A 16,337-nucleotide genomic window follows, 5' to 3' on the forward strand; every position below is an offset into this window, starting at 1 on the left:
GCCCACCTCACAACCGGATCACGCACCGGGGTGCGGGGCGACCTCGCGCAGCAGATGCAGGAAGGCGTCCTCGCCGAGGACCGGCGTGCCGACCTCGCGGGCCTTGCGGGCCTTGCCGCTCCAGCCCCCCGGCTCGTTGGTGACCAGCAGGCTGGTGAGCCGGCTCACCGAGGAGGCGATGTGCAGGCCGGCCTCCACCGCGCGGTCCTCCAGCACCTCGCGGTCGGTCGCGGTGTCGCCGGTGAACGCCACCCGCATGCCCTGCACCAGCGGCTTGCCGTCCTCCCAGCGTCCCGGGTTCGGGTAGGGGCACGGCGGGCGCTTCCTGGCCTGCCGGTAGGAGGCGCCGGTCCAGGAGCCGCGGGCGGGGGAGGCGGGCTCCTCCGCGCCGAGGTCGGTGACGGCCACACAGGTCTGCAGCGGCAGTGGGACGCCCCCCGAGCGGGCCAGGTGCAGGCTGGGCCGGAACGCCTCGGCCAGCACCCGGGCGTCGTCGAGGGCGTTGTGCGCCTGGCGCTGGCGGACGCCGAAGTACGCCGCGAGCGAGGCCAGCTTGCCGTTGGGCAGCGGCAGCCGCAGGTCGCGGGAGAGGACCATGGTGCAGAGCCGCTGGTCCACCGGGGCGCGCAGGCCGGCCCGGGAGAACTCGCGGGAGATCATGTTCCAGTCGAAGAGCGCGTTGTGGGCGACCATCACCCGGCCGCGCAGCCGCTCGGCGAACTCGTCGGCGATCTCCGGGAAGGTGGGCGCGCCCGCCAGCACGTCGTCGGTGAGGCCGTGGATCCAGACCGGGCCGGGATCGCGGCCGGGGTTGACCAGCGTGTACCAGTGGTCGGTGACCTCCCCGTCGGCGTCCAGCTGGTAGAGGCCGGCCGAGATGACGCGGTCCGAGCGGCCGAGCCCGGTGGTCTCGACGTCGACCACCGCGAAGCCCTCGTCGGGGGCGGCGGAGCGCTGGGCGGGGACGGGGACGGTCCGCGGCGCGCCGTTCGTCTCGGGCTGGATCGCATGCATGGTCAAACAGAATAAGCGCCGTCGCGGCCGGGCTCGGCCGAAATGTTCGTACCGGTCGGCCGGAATAGAGTGGGACGCGTATTCGTCGTACACCCAGTCGAATATCCCCCGGCCGCACCACACCCCCACGCGGCCGTCTCTGCGAAGGACGAATCCCCCATGCGCGCCACCGTGATCCACGGCCCGAACGACATCCGGATCGAGGAGGTGCCGGACCCGGTGATCCAACGCCCGACCGATGCCGTGGTGCGCGTGGTGAACGCCTGCATCTGCGGCAGCGACCTCTGGGCCTACCGGGGCGTGGCGGCGCGGACGGCCGGGCAGCGGATCGGGCACGAGTTCCTCGGCGTGGTCGAGGAGGTCGGCACCGAGGTCCGCGACGTGCGCCCGGGCGACTTCGTGGTCGCCCCGTTCGTCTGGTCGGACGGCACGTGTGACTTCTGTCGCGAGGGCCTGCAGACCTCCTGCCCGCACGGCGGCTTCTGGGGCGAGGTCGGCTCGGACGGCGGCCAGGGCGAGGCCGTGCGCGTGCCGTTCGCCGACGGCACCCTGGTGCGGCTGCCCGGCGAGGCGGCGGGCGACGAGAAGCTGCTGCCGAACCTGCTCGCCCTCTCCGACGTGATGGCCACCGGCCACCACGCGGCCGTCACGGCGGGCGTGCGCGCCGGTGCCACCGTCGCGGTGGTCGGCGACGGCGCGGTCGGCCTGTGCGGCGTCCTGGCGGCGCACCGGCTCGGCGCGGGCCGGATCATCGCGCTCGGCCGGCACACCGCCCGTACCGACCTGGCCCGGCGCTTCGGGGCGACGGACGTGGTCGCCGAGCGCGGCGAGGCGGCGATCGAGGCGGTCAAGGAGCTGACCGGGGGACAGGGCGCGCACGCCGTGCTGGAGGCCGTCGGTACCGAGGAGTCGATGCGGACCGCGATCTCGATCGCCAGGGACGGCGGCGCGGTCGGGTACGTCGGCGTCCCGCACGGCGGTAGCGCCGGCGTGGACATCGGCCAGATGTTCGGCCGAAACGTTTCGCTCAGGGGCGGAGTCGCGCCGGCCCGCGCGTACATCCCCGAGCTGCTGCCGGACGTCCTCTCCGGCGCCATCGAGCCCGGCCTGGTCTTCGACCGCACCGTCGACCTGGACGGTGTCCCGGACGGCTACCGGGCGATGGACGACCGCTCCGCGCTGAAGGTGCGGATCGCTTTCTGACGCATCGTCACCACAGGCTCCACGAAGGGCGGCACCGCACATCGGTGCCGCCCTTCCCGTGGTCGGGAAGTGATGGTTTTCGGCCAATTGACTAGCGCGAGCGGGTGAACGGATGGCTGGTCACGGACAACCCCTTTCGGAGCGGGCACGACCCTCCTAGCATTGCGCGGCGCGCATCCGGACTGTGACGCCCCTCACGTCCGATCGTTCCACTGGTGCGACCACTACGCCGAAGGAGTGAGGAGACAGCGTGGAATCGCCGCCGATCACCACTGCCCCTACCGAAGTCCAACTCATTGAAGAGGGCGAGGAGTTCCGCACCCTTCGAAGCTCGTTCCGGAGCTTCGCCTTCCCGGTCACCATCGGCTTCGTCCTCTGGTACCTGCTCTACGTCCTGCTCTCCAGCTACGCCCCCGGCCTCATGGGCACCAAGGTGGCCGGGCACATCAACGTCGCCCTGGTGCTGGGGCTGCTGCAGTTCGTCACCACCTTCGCCATCGCGGCCTGGTACGCGCGCTACGCGGACCGGCGGCTCGACCCGCCCGCCGCCGCGATCCGCGAAGCCCAGGGCGCCGTGGTCCACGCTCCCCGGGAGGCCGCCGAATGACCCTGCTCGCCAGCTCCGCCACCGAGCACCGCGGTCTGACGATGACCCTGTTCGGGTTCTTCGTACTGGCCACCCTCGGCATCACCGTCTGGGCCGGACGGCAGACCAAGGGCGCCGCCGACTTCTACGCCGGCGGCCGGAGCTTCACCGGGTTCCAGAACGGCCTGGCCATCTCCGGTGACTACATGTCCGCCGCGTCCTTCCTCGGCATCGCCGGCGCCATCGCGCTCTCCGGCTACGACGGCTTCCTCTACTCGATCGGCTTCCTGGTCGCCTGGCTGGTCGCCCTGCTGCTGGTCGCCGAACCGCTGCGCAACTCCGGCCGCTACACCATGGCCGACGTCCTGGCCTTCCGGATGAAGCAGCGCCCCGTCCGGACCGCCGCGGGCATCTCCACCATCGTGGTGTCGATCTTCTACCTGCTCGCCCAGATGGTCGGCGCCGGCACGCTGGTCGCCCTGCTGCTCGGCGTCAGCGGGGACAGCGCCAAGCGGCTGACCATCGTCGCGGTCGGCGCCCTGATGGTGATCTACGTGGTGATAGGGGGCATGAAGGGCACCACCTGGGTGCAGATCGTCAAGGCGGTGCTGCTGATCGCGGGCACCGCGCTGATGACCGTCCTGGTGCTGGCCAAGTACCACTTCAACCCCTCCGCGCTGCTCGGCGCCGCCGCCGACGCCAGCGGCAAGGGCGCCGCGTTCCTCGAACCGGGGCTGAAGTACGGGGTGAACGGGACGACCAAGCTCGACTTCCTCAGCCTCGGGATCGCGCTGGTGCTCGGCACCGCGGGCCTGCCGCACATCCTGGTCCGCTTCTACACCGTCCCCACCGCCAAGGCCGCCCGGAAGTCCGTGCTCTGGGCGATCGGCATCATCGGCGGCTTCTACCTGATGACCCTGGCGCTCGGCTTCGGCGCGGCCGCGCTGGTCGGCCCCAAGGCGATCAAGGCGGCCAACCCGGCCGGCAACACCGCCGCCCCGCAGCTCGCCGAGCAGCTCGGCGGCGGCCCGGGCACCACCGGTGGCGCGATCCTGCTCGCGGTGATCTCGGCGGTGGCCTTCGCCACCATCCTGGCCGTGGTGGCAGGCCTCACCCTGGCCTCCTCGGCCTCCTTCGCCCATGACCTCTACGCCAACGTCATCCGGCGCGGCAAGGCGTCCGAGAAGGAGGAGATCCTCTCGGCCAAGTGGGCCGCGGTCGCGATCGGCGCGGTCGCCATCGTGCTCAGCCTCTTCGCGGGGAAGCTCAACACCGCCGCCCTGGTCGCGCTGGCCTTCGCGGTGGCCGCCTCCGCCAACCTGCCCACGCTGCTCTACTCGCTGTTCTGGAAGCGCTTCACCACGACCGGCGCGGTCAGCTCGGTCTACGCCGGGCTGGTCAGCTCGGTGACGCTGGTGTTCTTCTCGCCGGTCGTCTCCGGTGGCAAGGCCTCGCTCTTCCCGGACGCCGACTTCCACTGGTTCCCGCTGGAGAACCCCGGACTGGTCTCCATCCCGATCGGCTTCCTGGCCGGCTGGATCGGCACCCTGTTCTCCAAGGAGAAGGCCGACCCGGCGAAGTACGCTGAACTGGAGGTCCGCTCGCTGACCGGGCTGGGCGCCCACTGACGGGCGGGTGGTGACTAAGCTGGCCCGGCCCCGCGGGAGCGGGGACCGGGCCGGCCGCACTCCCGGCCGCACACTCACGGGAAGGGACCGCCGTGCTGCTCGACACCTTCGGCCGGCAGGCCGTCGACCTGCGGGTCTCCCTCACCGACCGGTGCAACCTGCGCTGCACCTACTGCATGCCCGAGGAGGGTCTGCAGTGGCTGGCCAAGCCCGACCTGCTCACCGACGAGGAGATCGTCCGGCTGGTCGGCCTCGCCGTGCGCGAGCTCGGCGTCCGGGAGGTCCGGTTCACCGGGGGTGAGCCTCTGCTGCGCCCGGGGCTGGTCGGCATCGTCGCCGCCTGCTCCGCGCTCGAACCCCGCCCCGAACTCTCGCTGACCACCAACGGCATCGGCCTCGCCCGGACCGCCGGGGCGCTGCGCGCGGCCGGGCTGGACCGGGTCAACGTCTCGCTCGACACCCTCGACCCGGACACCTTCCACACCCTCACCCGTCGCCGCCGCCACCAGGACGTGCTGGACGGGCTGAGCGCCGCCGTCGCCGCCGGGCTGACGCCGGTCAAGCTGAACGCCGTCCTGATGCGCGGGGTCAACGACCACGAGGCGCCCGAGCTGCTCGCCCGGTGCCTGGCGGAGGGCTACGAGCTGCGGTTCATCGAGCAGATGCCGCTGGACGCCCAGCACGGCTGGGACCGCTCGTCGATGGTGACCGCCGGGGAGATCCTGGAACGGCTCGCCACCCGGTTCACGCTGACCCCCGAGCCCTCGGACCGCCGCGGCGCGGCTCCGGCCGAGCGCTGGCTGGTGGACGGCGGCCCGGGCCGGGTCGGCGTGATCGCCTCGGTCACCCGGCCGTTCTGCCGCGCCTGCGACCGCACCCGGCTGACCGCCGACGGCCAGGTCCGCAACTGCCTGTTCGCGACCGGCGAGACGGACCTGCGGACGGCGCTGCGGTCGGGCGCCGGGGACGACGAGATCGCCGAGCTCTGGCGTGCGGCGATGTGGGGCAAGAAGGCCGGGGCCGGGATCGACGCCCCGGAGTTCCTGCAGCCCGAGCGGCCGATGTCCGCGATCGGCGGCTGACCGGCTCCGTACCGCCGGGCCCTGTCGCCGGACGCTACGCGGACGGCTCGGCGGGGCCCGGCGCGTCCGGCGCGGTCCAGTCGGCGAGGGCGACGACCTCCTTGAGGAAGCCGCGCACGCCGAGGAACTGCGAGAGGTGCTCGCGGTGCTCCCCGCAGGCCGCCCAGGTCTTGCGGCGGTCGGGGGTGTGCAGCTTCGGGTTGTTCCAGACCAGCACCCACCGGGCGTCCGCCCGGCAGCCCTTGGCCGAGCAGACCGGTGCCTGCGTCTGCGGGGAGCCCGGGGATTCCATGGTGCCGTCCTCAGCGATAGCGGGTCGTCTGCACCGCCAGTCTTTCACGCTCCCGGACGGCGACGGCGCGTCCGGGCATGGCGACGCCGGGCAGCCACGGGGGGAGCCGCCCGGCGTCGGTCCGTCGCTCCGACGGGGGATGCGGAGCGCGTACGCAGTATGTCACGGCAGGACCCCGGCATGGGGAGGTCTTGCATGATTAATCTGAGGTTCTTTTGAGCTTTCTGTCGAGGGAGTCGCTGGAAAACCCCCTAAAACGGACAGTCAGTTCGATGGCTGTGAAGAATCGGTGGGCACGCTCTGTGCCACACCGGCATCATGCGAAGCGCCGGCCCCACCCGTACCGCCGGGGCCGAGCATCAGCACGGTCTCCGGCGGTACGTCGAAGGTGCTCGGCAGCCCCGGCGCCCGCTCGCGGCCGGCGTTGGCGATCAGCACCGCGAAGTAGGGCAGCAGCACCGCGCCCGCGAGTGCGGCGAACGCGAGCACCCGCTGGACGTCCCACAGGACCACCGCGAGCAGCACGCAGACGGTGCGGAGCAGCATCGAGGCCACGTAGCGGCGCTGTCGGCCCCGGACGTCCTCGGTGAGGCTGCTGCGTGCCCCCGTGATCCGGTGGACCTGTCCACCGCCGGCGCTCTTGCCCATGTCCTACCGCCCTCGTCCACGCACCTGCCGTGCCTCGCAGCGCGGCCACTTCACGGTACGCCGCGCGGGGGCGGCCGACGAGACCGGGGGCGGACGCCGCGTCCTAATGGAGTAGGGAGAGGTACTCCGGCGGTACCGCGTCGGCCAGCCAGACGCCGTTGGCGCTGATCCGGAAGGTGTGACCGGCCGCCGCCATGGCGGCGGCGTCGACCGCCAGGACCACCGGCCGGCCGTGCCGGGAGCCGACCCGCAGCGCGGTGTCGGTGTCGGCCGAGAGGTGGACGTCCTGGCGGGCCATCGGCCGCAGGCCCTGGCGGAATATCGCGTCCAGGCTCCGGGAGGCGGTGCCGTGGAACAGCCGGGCCGGCGGCTCGGCGGCGGCCAGACCGAGGTCGACCGCCACCGTGTGCCCCTGGCTGGCGCGGATCGAGAGACCGTCGTCGGAGTAGGCGAAGCGGCGCTTGTTGTTGGTCGCCACCACGTGGTCCAGCTCGGACCTGGTCAGCCGGGTGCCGTTCGCCGCCAGCGCGGCGAGCAGCACGTCCACCCCGACCCAGCCGGCCTCGTCCAGCGTGATCCCGATCCGCTCGGGCTCGTGCCGCAGGACGCGGGACAGCGCCTTGCTGGTCCTGACCGTGCGCTTCTCGTCCATCTCTCCCGATCCCTCGCCCCCGAGCCGGCTAGGAGGCCTGGCTCACCGAACTCATGTTGAATCCCGCGACCCGCACCGGCGGCATCGCGGCCCGGGTGAACCAGTCGCCCCACTCACGCGGCAGGCAGCGCTCCGTCCGGCCCACCTCGGTGATCCGGCCGAGCAGGTCGACCGGCGACTCGTTGAACCTGAAGTTGTTCACCGCGCCGACCACCTGGCCGTTCTCCACCAGGTACACGCCGTCCCGGGTGAGGCCGGTGAGCAGCAGGTTCGCCGGGTCCACCTCGCGGATGTACCAGAGGCAGGTGACCAGCAGGCCGCGCTCGGTGCGGGCGATCATCTCGTCCAGGGTCGGCGCGCCGGCCCCGTCGGCCGTCTCCAGCACCAGGTTGTCCACCGCCGGGCGCAGTGCCAGGCCGGTGAGCCCGGCGGAGTGCCGGGTGGTGATCAGCTCGGCCAGCTCGCCGTCGCGGATCCACTCGGTGGCGGTGAGCTCCAGGCCGTTGTCGAAGACCGAGGAGTCCCCGCCGGTGGAGTGGGTCAGTACGAAGGGCGCCGCCTCCAGCCCCGGCTCGGCCGGGTCGGAGCGCAGTGTCAGCGGCAGGGCGGCCAGCTTGTCGCCCACCCTGGTGCCGCCGCCCGGCTTGGAGAAGACCGTCCGGCCCTCGGCGGCGTCCCGGCCGCCGGCGGACCAGCTGAGGTAGACCATCAGGTCGGCCACGGCCGAGGGCGGCAGCAGCGTCTCGTAGCGGCCGGCCGGCAGGTCGATCTTCCGGGCGCCCCAGGCCAGCCGCTTGGTCAGCTCGGTGTGCAGTGCGGCGACGTCCACGTCGGCGAAGTCCCGGGTGGCGGCGCCCGCCCAGGCGGAGCCGGACAGGTCGGCGGTCTTGGCGTTCAGCTCGACCGTGCCGGTCGGCTGGTCGTGGCGCAGCCGCAGGCCGGTGGAGGTGCCCAGGTAGCTGGAGACCACCTCGTGCCGGGCGAAGCCGTACAGCAGCTCGCCCTGGGCGGCGGCCCGGGCGAAGGCCTCGCCGAGGGCGGGCGCGAAGGCCGCGAAGACCTCGATCGAGGTCTCGGCCGGCGGCCCGGCGAAGTCGGGCGAGGACGGCCGGTCGGTCACCAGCGGCTGCGCGTCCTCGGCCGGACCGGCCGCCAGGGCGGCCTGCTCGGCGGCCCGCACCAGGCCCTCCACCTCGTCCGCGGTGACGGCCTCGCGGGAGACCACGCCGGAGGCGGTGCCCTCGGCGCCGGCCACCGTGGCGATCACGGTGAGCCGCCGGCCCCTGGTCACCCCGTTGGTGGTGAGCGCGTTGCCGGCCCAGCGCAGGTTGGCGGTCGACTCCTCGTCGGCGATCACCACGCAGCCGTCGGCGCGGGAGAGGCCGAGCGCCAGCTCGACGAGTTCGTGGGGCTGAATCGCGGTCATCAGTGACCCGCCTCCTGCTGGGTGTTGAGCACGTTGACGTTGCGGAACAGCGCCGAGGGGCAGCCGTGGCTGACCGCCGCGACCTGGCCGGGCTGGGCCTTGCCGCAGTTGAAGGCCCCGCCGAGCACGTAGGTCTGCGGGCCGCCGACGGCCGCCATCGAGCCCCAGAAGTCGGTGGTGGTGGCCTGGTAGGCGAAGTCCTTGACCTGGCCCGCGAGTTCGCCGTTGCGGATGGCGTAGGCGCGCTGACCGGTGAACTGGAAGTTGTAGCGCTGCATGTCGATCGACCAGGAGCGGTCGCCGACGATGTACAGGCCGTTCTCCACGCCGGCGAACAGGCCCTCGGTGTCGGGGCCGTCGGCGGCCGGCTGGAGCGAGACGTTGGCCATCCGCTGGACCGGGACGTGGGCGGGGGAGTCGGCGAAGGCGCAGCCGTTGGAGCGGTCGAAGCCCTTGAGCTTCGCCATGCCGCGGTCGAGCTGGTAGCCGACCAGGACACCGTCCTTGACGAGGTCCCAGGACTGCGTGGCGACGCCCTCGTCGTCGTAGCCGATGGTGGAGAGGCCGTGCTCGGCGGTGCGGTCGCCGGTGACGTGCATCAGCTCGGAGCCGTAGCGCAGCGAGCCCAGCTTGTCGAAGGTGGCGAAGGAGGTGCCGGCGTAGGCGGCCTCGTAGCCGAGCGCGCGGTCCAGCTCGGTGGCGTGGCCGATCGACTCGTGGATCGTCAGCCAGAGGTTGGACGGGTCGACGACCAGGTCGTAGCGGCCCGGCTCGACGCTCGGCGCCTTCATCTTCTCGGCCAGCAGGGCGGGCAGTTCGGCCAGCTCGGCGTCCCAGTCCCAGCCGGTGCCGCGCAGGTACTCGAAGCCGCGCCCGGCCGGCGGGGCCAGCGTGCGCATCGAGTCGAAGGCCCCGGTGCGCTCGTCCACCGAGGTGGCCTCCAGCGAGGGGTGCAGCCGGATCCGCTGCTGGGTGGTGACGGTGCCGGCGGTGTCGGCGTAGAACTTGTTCTCCTGCACCGTCAGCAGGCTGGCGCTGACGTGCGAGACGCCCTCGGCGCCGAGCAGGCGCGCGCTCCAGTCGGCGAGCAGCGCGGTCTTCTCCGCGTCCGGGACCTCGAACGGGTTCAGCTCGTACGCGGAGACCCAGGTGGCGTCCGGGTAGACCGGCTCGTCCGCCAGCTCGACGCGCTCCTTCGCACCGGCCGCCCGGCTGATCCCGCCGGACAGCCGGGCCACCGCGACGGCCTGTTCGGCGACCCGCGCCGCCGCGGCCCCGGTGAGGTCGACCCCGGCGGCGAAGCCCCAGGCGCCGTCCAGCAGCACCCGGACGGCGAAGCCGAGCTGGACGCTGTCGGAGGTGCCGGCCGGCCGGGCGTCGCGCAGCCGCCAGGACGCGCTGCGGACCCGCTCCAGGCGGAAGTCGGCGTGTTCGGCGCCGAGTTCCCGGGCGCGGGTGAGTGCCGCGTCGGCCATGGCGCGCAGCGGGTAGGCGAGGAACAGCGGGTCGACGGCGCGCCCGTGCGGGGCGCCGGAACTGCTGGTCGGGGACATCGGAGGCAAGCGGGCTCCCTGGTCGGGGGGATGACGGTGCGGGTACTCCGAACCGGGTACCCGCACGGCATCATGTCCCGTTCAGGGGGTTTCGGCCAGCGCATTCGGGCGGTGACACGCGGCGGCCGCCGCCCCCGGGGATCCGGTCAGCCGACCGTCTCCCACCAGCCGTCCAGCTCCGGCGGGTTGTCGACGTCCACCCGCTCGCCGGGGCGCGGCACCGCGAGCGGGACGGCCTGCGCCTTGGCCTCGACCAGCAGCCGCTCGATCGGCTCGGCCCAGGGGTGCAGGCCCAGGTTGAAGGTGCACCAGTGGACGGGCACCAGCAGGCCGGCGTTCAGCTCGCGGTGCGCGAGGACGGCGTCCTCCGGCGTCATGTGGATGTCCGCCCAGGCCGTGTCGTAGGCGCCGATCTGCATCAGGGCGGCGTCGAACGGGCCGTGCTGCTCGCCGATCCGCGCGTAGCCCTCGAAGTAGCCGGAGTCCCCGGTGTAGAAGACCTTGCGGGTCGGCCCGGCGATCACCCAGGAGCCCCAGAGCGTGGTGTTGCGGGTCAGACCGCGCCCGGAGAAGTGGTGGGCGGAGGTGAGTGTGACGGCGAGTTCGCCGAGCGTGCAGGTCTCGTCCCAGTCCAGCTCGATGATCCGGTGCTCCGGGACGCCCCAGCGGCGCAGGTGGCCGCCGATGCCGAGCGGCACCGCGAAGGGCGCGGACTGGCTGCGGACCAGCCGCTTGACCGTCGCCATGTCCAGGTGGTCGTAGTGGTCGTGCGAGATGAGCACCGCGTCGACCTGCGGCAGCTCCTCCAGCTCGACCGGCACCGGGTGCAGCCGCTTGGGGCCGACGTGCGCCGTGGGGGAGCAGCGCTCGCTCCAGACCGGGTCGAGCAGCACCCGGGTGCCCTCGATCTCGACCAGCGCGGAGGCGTGTCCGTACCAGGTGATCTCCACGCCCTCGGCGGCCTCGCGCGGTCCGCCGGCCGGGCGGACGGTGGGCACCGGGTGGGCCGGGACCCGGCCCTCGCGCTGGAACAGCATCCGGCGCACGGTGTCCCGGTCGATGTCCGGCGCGGACTTGGCCCGGGCCAGGGTGGACGGTGCGTTGTGGAAGACGCCGTCCCGGTACTGCGGGGAGTTGCGCACCCGGGCCTCCCGGGCGGCGTCCGGCCGCCGTCCGAAAGCCGCCGGCAGGTCGCGCAGCGACCAGGCGGCCGCTCCCGCGCCGGCCGCCAGGGCGGCCAGGGCCAGCAGTCGTCCCCGCCGGTGGGTGGTACCGGACTGTGCGTCGCTCATCCGTGCTCTGCCTTCGCTCGTCGCCGTGGCCGTCGGGCCCCGCGCGCCGGGACCCGTCCGGGAACTTCGGTACGGCCGGCCCCGGTCGTCCCGCACCACGGGGGCAACGGGTGCGCCCCGTCGCGTTGTTCCCGGAAAACCGCCGCAGTGGACGCCACAAGGGTAGGCCGGGGCGGTCGGGGACCGGGGACGGGCGGGCCCCGGTACGGATTGTCGGATTGCGACAGTTCCTTCGGTGAGGCGCTGTGGGAGCCCGATTCGTCGCCGCCCGGGGCCGACCGATAGCGTCACACTGCGTGCTCATACCGACGTACGCGCACACTACGGAGAGAGGTGGATCGTTGAGCCGCTCGGTTCTCGTCACCGGAGGAAACCGGGGCATCGGCCTCGCGATCGCCCTGGCCTTCGCCGAGGCGGGCGACAAGGTCGCCATCACCAGCCGCTCGGGTGAGGTTCCCGCGGAGCTGGCCAAGTACGACGTGCTCGCGGTGCGCTGCGACATCACCGACAACGCGCAGGTCGACGCGGCGTTCACGGAGATCGAGGCCAAGCACGGCGGGGTCGAGGTGCTGGTCGCCAACGCGGGCATCACCCACGACACCCTGCTGCTGCGGATGTCCGAAGAGGACTTCACCTCCGTCGTGGACACCAACCTGACCGGGGCGTTCCGGGTGGTCAAGCGCGCCTCCAAGCTGATGATGCGCGCGCGCAAGGGCCGGGTCGTGCTGATCTCCTCGGTGGTCGGTCTCACCGGCTCCCCGGGCCAGGCCAACTACGCCGCCTCCAAGGCCGGCCTGGTCGGCTTCGCGCGCTCGCTGGCGCGTGAGCTCGGCCCGCGCAACATCACCGTCAACGTGGTCGCCCCCGGCTTCGTCGACACCGACATGACCGCAGTGCTCAGCGACGAGCGCCGCGCGGAGATCGTCTCGGGCGTGCCGCTGGGCCGCTACGCGGCGCCCGCCGAGGTCGCCAACACCGTGCGGTTCCTCGGTTCGGACGAGGCCGCGTACATCACCGGAGCCGTCATTCCCGTAGACGGCGGATTGGGCATGGGTCACTGAGCATGAGTGGAATCCTTGAGGGCAAGCGGATCCTGATCACTGGAGTGCTGATGGAGTCCTCCATCGCCTTCCACACCGCGAAGCTCGCGCAGGAGCAGGGCGCGGAGATCATCCTCACCGCCTTCCCCCGGCCCAGCCTCACCGAGCGGATCGCCAAGAAGCTGCCGAACCCGGTCAAGGTGCTGGAGCTGGACGTCTCCAGCGAGGAGCAGCTGGCCGGCATCGCCGACCAGGTCCGCGAGCACCTGCCGACCCTGGACGGCATCGTCCACTCGATCGGCTTCGCCCCGCAGGACGCCCTGGGCGGCAACTTCCTGAACACGCCGTGGGAGTCCGTGGCGACCGCCATGCACGTCTCGGCGTTCTCGCTGAAGTCGCTCACCACGGCGCTGCTGCCGCTGATGCAGGACGGCGGCTCGGTCGTCGGTCTGACCTTCGACGCGCAGTTCGCCTGGCCGAAGTACGACTGGATGGGCCCGGCCAAGGCCGCGCTGGAGGCCACCTCCCGCTACATGGCCCGTGAGCTCGGCGACCGCAACATCCGGGTCAACCTGGTCTCGGCCGGCCCGATCGGCTCGATGGCCGCCAAGTCCATCCCGGGCTTCGCGGACCTCGCCGCCACCTGGGACACCCGCTCCCCGCTGAAGTGGGACCTCTCCGACCCGGAGCCGGCCGGCCGCGGCGTCGTCGCCCTGCTCTCGGACTGGTTCCCGAAGACCACCGGCGAGATCGTCCACGTGGACGGCGGCCTGCACGCCATCGGCGCCTGACCGCTGCCCGCACCACCGCGGCCCGGCACCCCTCCTGGGGTGTCGGGCCGCGGTGCTGTGCGGGCCCCGCGCACGTCGGTGCGCACGGCGTCGGTCGTCAGGCGTCGGGCGGGGTGCAGGCGCCGATGGCACGGCCGGCCTCGACCGAGGCGCGCTGCGGGTCGCCGGCCCGGATCGCGTCGAGGATCTTGTCGTGCCCGAGGTAGCGCTCGGCGATCAGCTCCGGGCCGACGTCGTGGCGCAGGTGGGCGCGGGTGACCTCGCCGAGGTCGGCGTAGACGGCGGCGAGGACGTCGTTGTGGGCGGCGGCGACCACGGCCTGGTGGAAGGCGGCGTCGGCCTGGATGAAGTCCTCGGCGTCGCCGGAGCGCCAGGCGTCCTCGCGGCGGGCCAGCGTGGCGTCCAGCAGGGCGAGGTCGCGCGCGGTGCGGCGGGTGGCGGCCAGGCCGGCCGCGGAGGTCTCCAGGGTCACCCGCAGCTCGGCGACCTGCGACTGGTCGGCGTCGGCGAAGCGGCGGTGCATGACCCCGGCCAGCTCGCTGGTGGCCAGGACGTAGGTGCCCGAGCCCTGGCGGATGTCCAGCAGCCCGTTGTGGGCGAGGGCGCGGACCGCCTCGCGGACGGTGTTGCGGGCGACGCCGAGCTCCTCGACCAGCGCGGCCTCGGTCGGGATGCGTGAGCCGACGGGCCACTCGCCCGAGGTGATCTGGGCGCGCAGTTGCGCGATCACCTGGTCGGACAGCGGGGTGCGCCTCGGAGAGGACAGCGCCACGGGGACTCCTTGCGGCTTTGGGTCGGCGGTGGGGGCGTCGGCCGGCGGGTGGGTCGGCTTGGGGCGGGTCGGGACATCATGCCAAGTCGAGGATGCGCTAATTCATCCCATCATTCTATGATGGCTCCCATGCCTTCCGCAGCAGACACCACCACCACCCCACGGACCGGGGCCGGACCGCAGACCGAGCGGCCCGCCACCGGCGCATCCGCCTCCGCCCGCCGGGGCACGTACCTCGGCTGGTTGTTCGCCGTCGCGATCGCCGCCGCCGCCTTCAACCTCCGGCCCGTGGTCACCAGCCTCGGGCCGCTGCTCGACCAGGTCCGCACCGACCTCGGGATGAACCCGACGCTGGCCGGCCTGCTGACCGCCGTCCCCTCGCTCTGTTTCGCGCTGTTCGGCTTCGCCGCGCCCGGCATGGCCCGGCGGTTCGGGCCGATCGCGGTGGTCGCGGCCGGCATGGGAGCGATCACGGCCGGCGTGCTGGCCCGCTCGTTCGCCGGCGGCACGGCGGTGTTCCTGCTGCTCACCGCCCTCGCGCTGGCCGGGGTGGCGGTCTCCAACGTGCTGATCCCGGTGGTGATCAAGCGCTACTTCCCGGAGAAGGTCGGTCCGATGATCGGCCTGTACTCCATGTCGCTGTCGGCCGGCACCGCGCTCGCCGCCGCCGTCACCGTGCCGCTGACCAGCGCGCTCGGCGGGGACTGGCGGGTAGGCCTGGGCGTCTGGGCGGCCCTCGGCGCGGTCGCGCTGCTGCTCTGGCTGCCGGTCGCGGTGACCAGGCGCGAGCGCGGCGGGAAGACCGGCGGGGCGGTCGCCAAGCTGCCGATCACCCGTAGCCGGACCGCCTGGGCGATGGCCTGCTTCTTCGGCCTCCAGGCCACCGGCGCCTACGTGGTGATGGGCTGGCTGCCGAAGATCTTCCAGGACGCGGGGGTCTCCGAGGGCACCTCCGGGGTGCTGCTGGCCCTGACCATGGTGATCGGCGTCCCGGTCTCCTTCGTGCTGCCCAACCTCGCCGCGCGCCGCGGCGACCAGCGGCTCTTCGTCGTGGTGCTGGCCTCCTGCGGCATCGCCGGGTACGCCGGGCTGGCGCTGGCGCCGGCCGGCGTGCCGTGGGTCTGGGCGACCCTGGTCGGCCTCTCCAACTGCGCCTTCCCGCTGGTGCTCACCATGATCGGCCTGCGGGCCCGGACGGCCGGCGGGGTGGCCCAGCTCTCCGCGTTCGCCCAGGGCGTCGGCTACCTCATCTCCATCCCCGGCCCGATCCTGATCGGCCGGCTGTACCAGGCCACCGGTGAGTGGTACCTGCCGCTGGGCTTCCTCGCCGTGCTGCTGGTGCCCCAGATGCTGTTCGGCCTGCGGGCCGCGCGGGCCCGGCACATCGAGGACGAGGCGGTCCTCCCGGCCGCCGCCGGCGCCGCGGCGTAGCGGGGCCGCTGACGGGCGGGCACGACCGGGGTGGGAGAATCCGGTCATGCCCGTACTCGACCCGAATCCCACCGACGGCCACAAGAAGCTCGGCCAGATCGCCGCACTGATCGTCGGCATCGTGGTGCTGCTGGCGATCGTCGCCACGGTGGCCCAGAACCTCGGCTGATCCGCCGCGCGGCCCGCCGGGGCCGATCCGGCCGGTCAGCGACGCTTGGCCGGTCCGCGCCCGCGGACCGGCCGCGGTACCGCACGCCGACCGCCGGTGAACGGCGCACGATGACACCCGGCACCCCGGAGAGTGGCGGCAACCGGCGGCATCGCGCCCCCGGGCCGCTTTTCTGCCAAGCTTGCTGGGTATGAGCGCCGACACGCCCCGCAGGATCATCGTTCTCCGCCATGCCAAGGCCGACTGGCCCGACGGCGTCGACGACCACGAGCGGCCGCTGGCCGACCGGGGCCGCCACCAGGCCCCGGAAGCCGGCCGCTGGCTCGCCGACTCCGGCATCAACCCCGACTACGTGCTCTGCTCCACGGCCCTGCGCACCCGTGAGACCTGGAAGCTCGCCGCGCACGAACTGCCGAAGCGCGCCCGCAGGACGGTGTACGAGGACCGGATCTACGAGGCCAGCCCCGGGGAGATCATCGCCGTCCTCCAGGAGACCCCCGAGGACCACCCCGACGTGGTGCTGGTGGGCCACAACCCGGGCGTACTCGGGCTGACCCAGGTGCTGGCCGGGGACGAGGGCGACCGGGAGGCGCTGGAGCGGCTGCGGCTCGGCGGCTTCCCGACCGCGGCCGTCGCGGTGCTCAGCTTCGACGGCTCCTGGAAGGGCGTCGAGCCGGGCGTGGCCGCGCTGGTCTCGTACTTCACGCCGCAGGACTGAGCCGAACGGCCCCCGCGCCGCCCGGTCCGGGCGCGGTGGC

General features: G+C 73.0%; 17 protein-coding genes. 9 read left to right on the forward strand and 8 right to left on the reverse strand.

Annotation, left to right across the window (positions count from 1 at the left end; genetic code table 11):
* Window positions 1-18: 18 nt before the first annotated feature.
* Complete coding sequence (locus tag OG618_RS26980; protein ID WP_329490128.1) at window positions 19-1,014, reverse strand: DEDDh family exonuclease; 996 nt, start codon at window positions 1,012-1,014, stop codon at window positions 19-21.
* A gap of 159 nt (window positions 1,015-1,173) precedes the next feature.
* On the opposite strand from OG618_RS26980, the gene OG618_RS26985 reads away from it, so the two are divergent.
* The 4 genes from OG618_RS26985 (at window position 1,174) to moaA (ending at window position 5,513) form a co-directional block, all read left to right on the forward strand.
* Entirely contained in the window at window positions 1,174-2,217 is a 1,044-nt protein-coding gene (locus tag OG618_RS26985) for a zinc-dependent alcohol dehydrogenase family protein (protein ID WP_329490129.1), read from the forward strand.
* A 250-nt stretch (window positions 2,218-2,467) separates the two neighbouring features.
* Window positions 2,468-2,824: a DUF485 domain-containing protein gene (locus OG618_RS26990; protein ID WP_329490130.1), complete on the forward strand. Its 357-nt coding sequence runs from the start codon at window positions 2,468-2,470 to the stop codon at window positions 2,822-2,824.
* Complete coding sequence (locus tag OG618_RS26995; protein ID WP_329490131.1) at window positions 2,821-4,431, forward strand: solute symporter family protein; 1,611 nt, start codon at window positions 2,821-2,823, stop codon at window positions 4,429-4,431. The genes OG618_RS26990 and OG618_RS26995 overlap by 4 nt, the downstream gene beginning before the upstream one ends.
* 92 nt (window positions 4,432-4,523) lie before the next feature.
* Entirely contained in the window at window positions 4,524-5,513 is a 990-nt protein-coding gene (moaA, locus tag OG618_RS27000) for a GTP 3',8-cyclase MoaA (protein ID WP_329490132.1), read from the forward strand.
* Window positions 5,514-5,547: 34 nt separating this feature from the next.
* Here the strand turns inward: moaA and OG618_RS27005 are convergent, their stop codons facing one another.
* From OG618_RS27005 to OG618_RS27030, 6 genes are all read right to left on the reverse strand, one after another.
* On the reverse strand, window positions 5,548-5,805 hold the full coding sequence (locus OG618_RS27005; protein WP_329490133.1) for a hypothetical protein: 258 nt from the start codon (window positions 5,803-5,805) through the stop codon (window positions 5,548-5,550).
* A gap of 264 nt (window positions 5,806-6,069) precedes the next feature.
* Window positions 6,070-6,453 (reverse strand): DUF3099 domain-containing protein, encoded by a 384-nt coding sequence (locus tag OG618_RS27010; RefSeq protein ID WP_329490134.1) that lies wholly within the window; start codon window positions 6,451-6,453, stop codon window positions 6,070-6,072.
* 103 nt (window positions 6,454-6,556) lie between these two features.
* Complete coding sequence (locus OG618_RS27015; RefSeq protein ID WP_329490135.1) at window positions 6,557-7,105, reverse strand: RNA 2'-phosphotransferase; 549 nt, start codon at window positions 7,103-7,105, stop codon at window positions 6,557-6,559.
* 28 nt (window positions 7,106-7,133) lie between these two features.
* Entirely contained in the window at window positions 7,134-8,531 is a 1,398-nt protein-coding gene (locus OG618_RS27020) for a metallopeptidase TldD-related protein (RefSeq protein WP_329490136.1), read from the reverse strand.
* Complete coding sequence (locus OG618_RS27025) at window positions 8,531-10,084, reverse strand: TldD/PmbA family protein (protein ID WP_329492296.1); 1,554 nt, start codon at window positions 10,082-10,084, stop codon at window positions 8,531-8,533. Before OG618_RS27025 ends, OG618_RS27020 begins: the two co-directional genes overlap by 1 nt.
* A 146-nt stretch (window positions 10,085-10,230) precedes the next feature.
* Window positions 10,231-11,376, reverse strand: a complete 1,146-nt coding sequence (locus tag OG618_RS27030; protein ID WP_329490137.1) for an MBL fold metallo-hydrolase — start codon at window positions 11,374-11,376, stop codon at window positions 10,231-10,233.
* 341 nt (window positions 11,377-11,717) lie between these two features.
* Here OG618_RS27030 and fabG point away from each other — a divergent pair, with 341 nt between their 5' ends.
* Together fabG and fabI are read left to right on the forward strand one after the other, a co-directional pair.
* On the forward strand, window positions 11,718-12,437 hold the full coding sequence (gene fabG, locus OG618_RS27035; protein ID WP_329490138.1) for a 3-oxoacyl-[acyl-carrier-protein] reductase: 720 nt from the start codon (window positions 11,718-11,720) through the stop codon (window positions 12,435-12,437).
* Window positions 12,438-12,439: 2 nt separating this feature from the next.
* The gene (gene fabI, locus OG618_RS27040) at window positions 12,440-13,207 is read left to right on the forward strand and encodes an enoyl-ACP reductase FabI (RefSeq protein ID WP_329490139.1); all 768 of its coding nucleotides are present in this window, start codon (window positions 12,440-12,442) and stop codon (window positions 13,205-13,207) included.
* Between the two features lie 97 nt (window positions 13,208-13,304).
* On the opposite strand, the gene OG618_RS27045 is transcribed toward fabI, so the two are convergent.
* Window positions 13,305-13,979 carry a FadR/GntR family transcriptional regulator gene (locus OG618_RS27045; protein WP_329490140.1) on the reverse strand — a complete coding sequence of 225 codons (675 nt, stop codon included), beginning with the start codon at window positions 13,977-13,979 and terminating at the stop codon, window positions 13,305-13,307.
* A gap of 129 nt (window positions 13,980-14,108) precedes the next feature.
* On the opposite strand from OG618_RS27045, the gene OG618_RS27050 reads away from it, so the two are divergent.
* The 3 genes from OG618_RS27050 (at window position 14,109) to OG618_RS27060 (ending at window position 16,297) form a co-directional block, all read left to right on the forward strand.
* On the forward strand, window positions 14,109-15,410 hold the full coding sequence (locus tag OG618_RS27050; protein WP_329490141.1) for a CynX/NimT family MFS transporter: 1,302 nt from the start codon (window positions 14,109-14,111) through the stop codon (window positions 15,408-15,410).
* A 46-nt stretch (window positions 15,411-15,456) separates the two neighbouring features.
* Window positions 15,457-15,579, forward strand: coding sequence for an SGM_5486 family transporter-associated protein (locus OG618_RS27055; protein ID WP_329490142.1), 123 nt, complete (start codon window positions 15,457-15,459; stop codon window positions 15,577-15,579).
* Between the two features lie 190 nt (window positions 15,580-15,769).
* The gene (locus OG618_RS27060; RefSeq protein ID WP_329490143.1) at window positions 15,770-16,297 is read left to right on the forward strand and encodes a SixA phosphatase family protein; all 528 of its coding nucleotides are present in this window, start codon (window positions 15,770-15,772) and stop codon (window positions 16,295-16,297) included.
* Window positions 16,298-16,337: the final 40 nt, after the last annotated feature.

The organism is Kitasatospora sp. NBC_01246 (assembly GCF_036226505.1).
Lineage (GTDB): Bacteria > Actinomycetota > Actinomycetes > Streptomycetales > Streptomycetaceae > Kitasatospora.

Bases quoted from the DNA above. Each gene is read 5' to 3' on its own strand.
- OG618_RS27025 (WP_329492296.1), bottom strand. From the start codon at position 10,084: ATGTCCCCGACCAGCAGTTCCGGCGCCCCGCACGGGCGCGCCGTCGAC.
- OG618_RS27050 (WP_329490141.1), top strand. From the start codon at position 14,109: ATGCCTTCCGCAGCAGACACCACCACCACCCCACGGACCGGGGCCGGA.
- OG618_RS27020 (WP_329490136.1), bottom strand. From the start codon at position 8,531: ATGACCGCGATTCAGCCCCACGAACTCGTCGAGCTGGCGCTCGGCCTC.
- OG618_RS26980 (WP_329490128.1), bottom strand. From the start codon at position 1,014: ATGCATGCGATCCAGCCCGAGACGAACGGCGCGCCGCGGACCGTCCCC.
- OG618_RS27005 (WP_329490133.1), bottom strand. From the start codon at position 5,805: ATGGAATCCCCGGGCTCCCCGCAGACGCAGGCACCGGTCTGCTCGGCC.
- OG618_RS26995 (WP_329490131.1), top strand. From the start codon at position 2,821: ATGACCCTGCTCGCCAGCTCCGCCACCGAGCACCGCGGTCTGACGATG.
- fabI (WP_329490139.1), top strand. From the start codon at position 12,440: ATGAGTGGAATCCTTGAGGGCAAGCGGATCCTGATCACTGGAGTGCTG.
- OG618_RS27060 (WP_329490143.1), top strand. From the start codon at position 15,770: ATGAGCGCCGACACGCCCCGCAGGATCATCGTTCTCCGCCATGCCAAG.
- OG618_RS27010 (WP_329490134.1), bottom strand. From the start codon at position 6,453: ATGGGCAAGAGCGCCGGCGGTGGACAGGTCCACCGGATCACGGGGGCA.
- OG618_RS27055 (WP_329490142.1), top strand. From the start codon at position 15,457: ATGCCCGTACTCGACCCGAATCCCACCGACGGCCACAAGAAGCTCGGC.
- OG618_RS27030 (WP_329490137.1), bottom strand. From the start codon at position 11,376: ATGAGCGACGCACAGTCCGGTACCACCCACCGGCGGGGACGACTGCTG.
- OG618_RS26985 (WP_329490129.1), top strand. From the start codon at position 1,174: ATGCGCGCCACCGTGATCCACGGCCCGAACGACATCCGGATCGAGGAG.
- OG618_RS27015 (WP_329490135.1), bottom strand. From the start codon at position 7,105: ATGGACGAGAAGCGCACGGTCAGGACCAGCAAGGCGCTGTCCCGCGTC.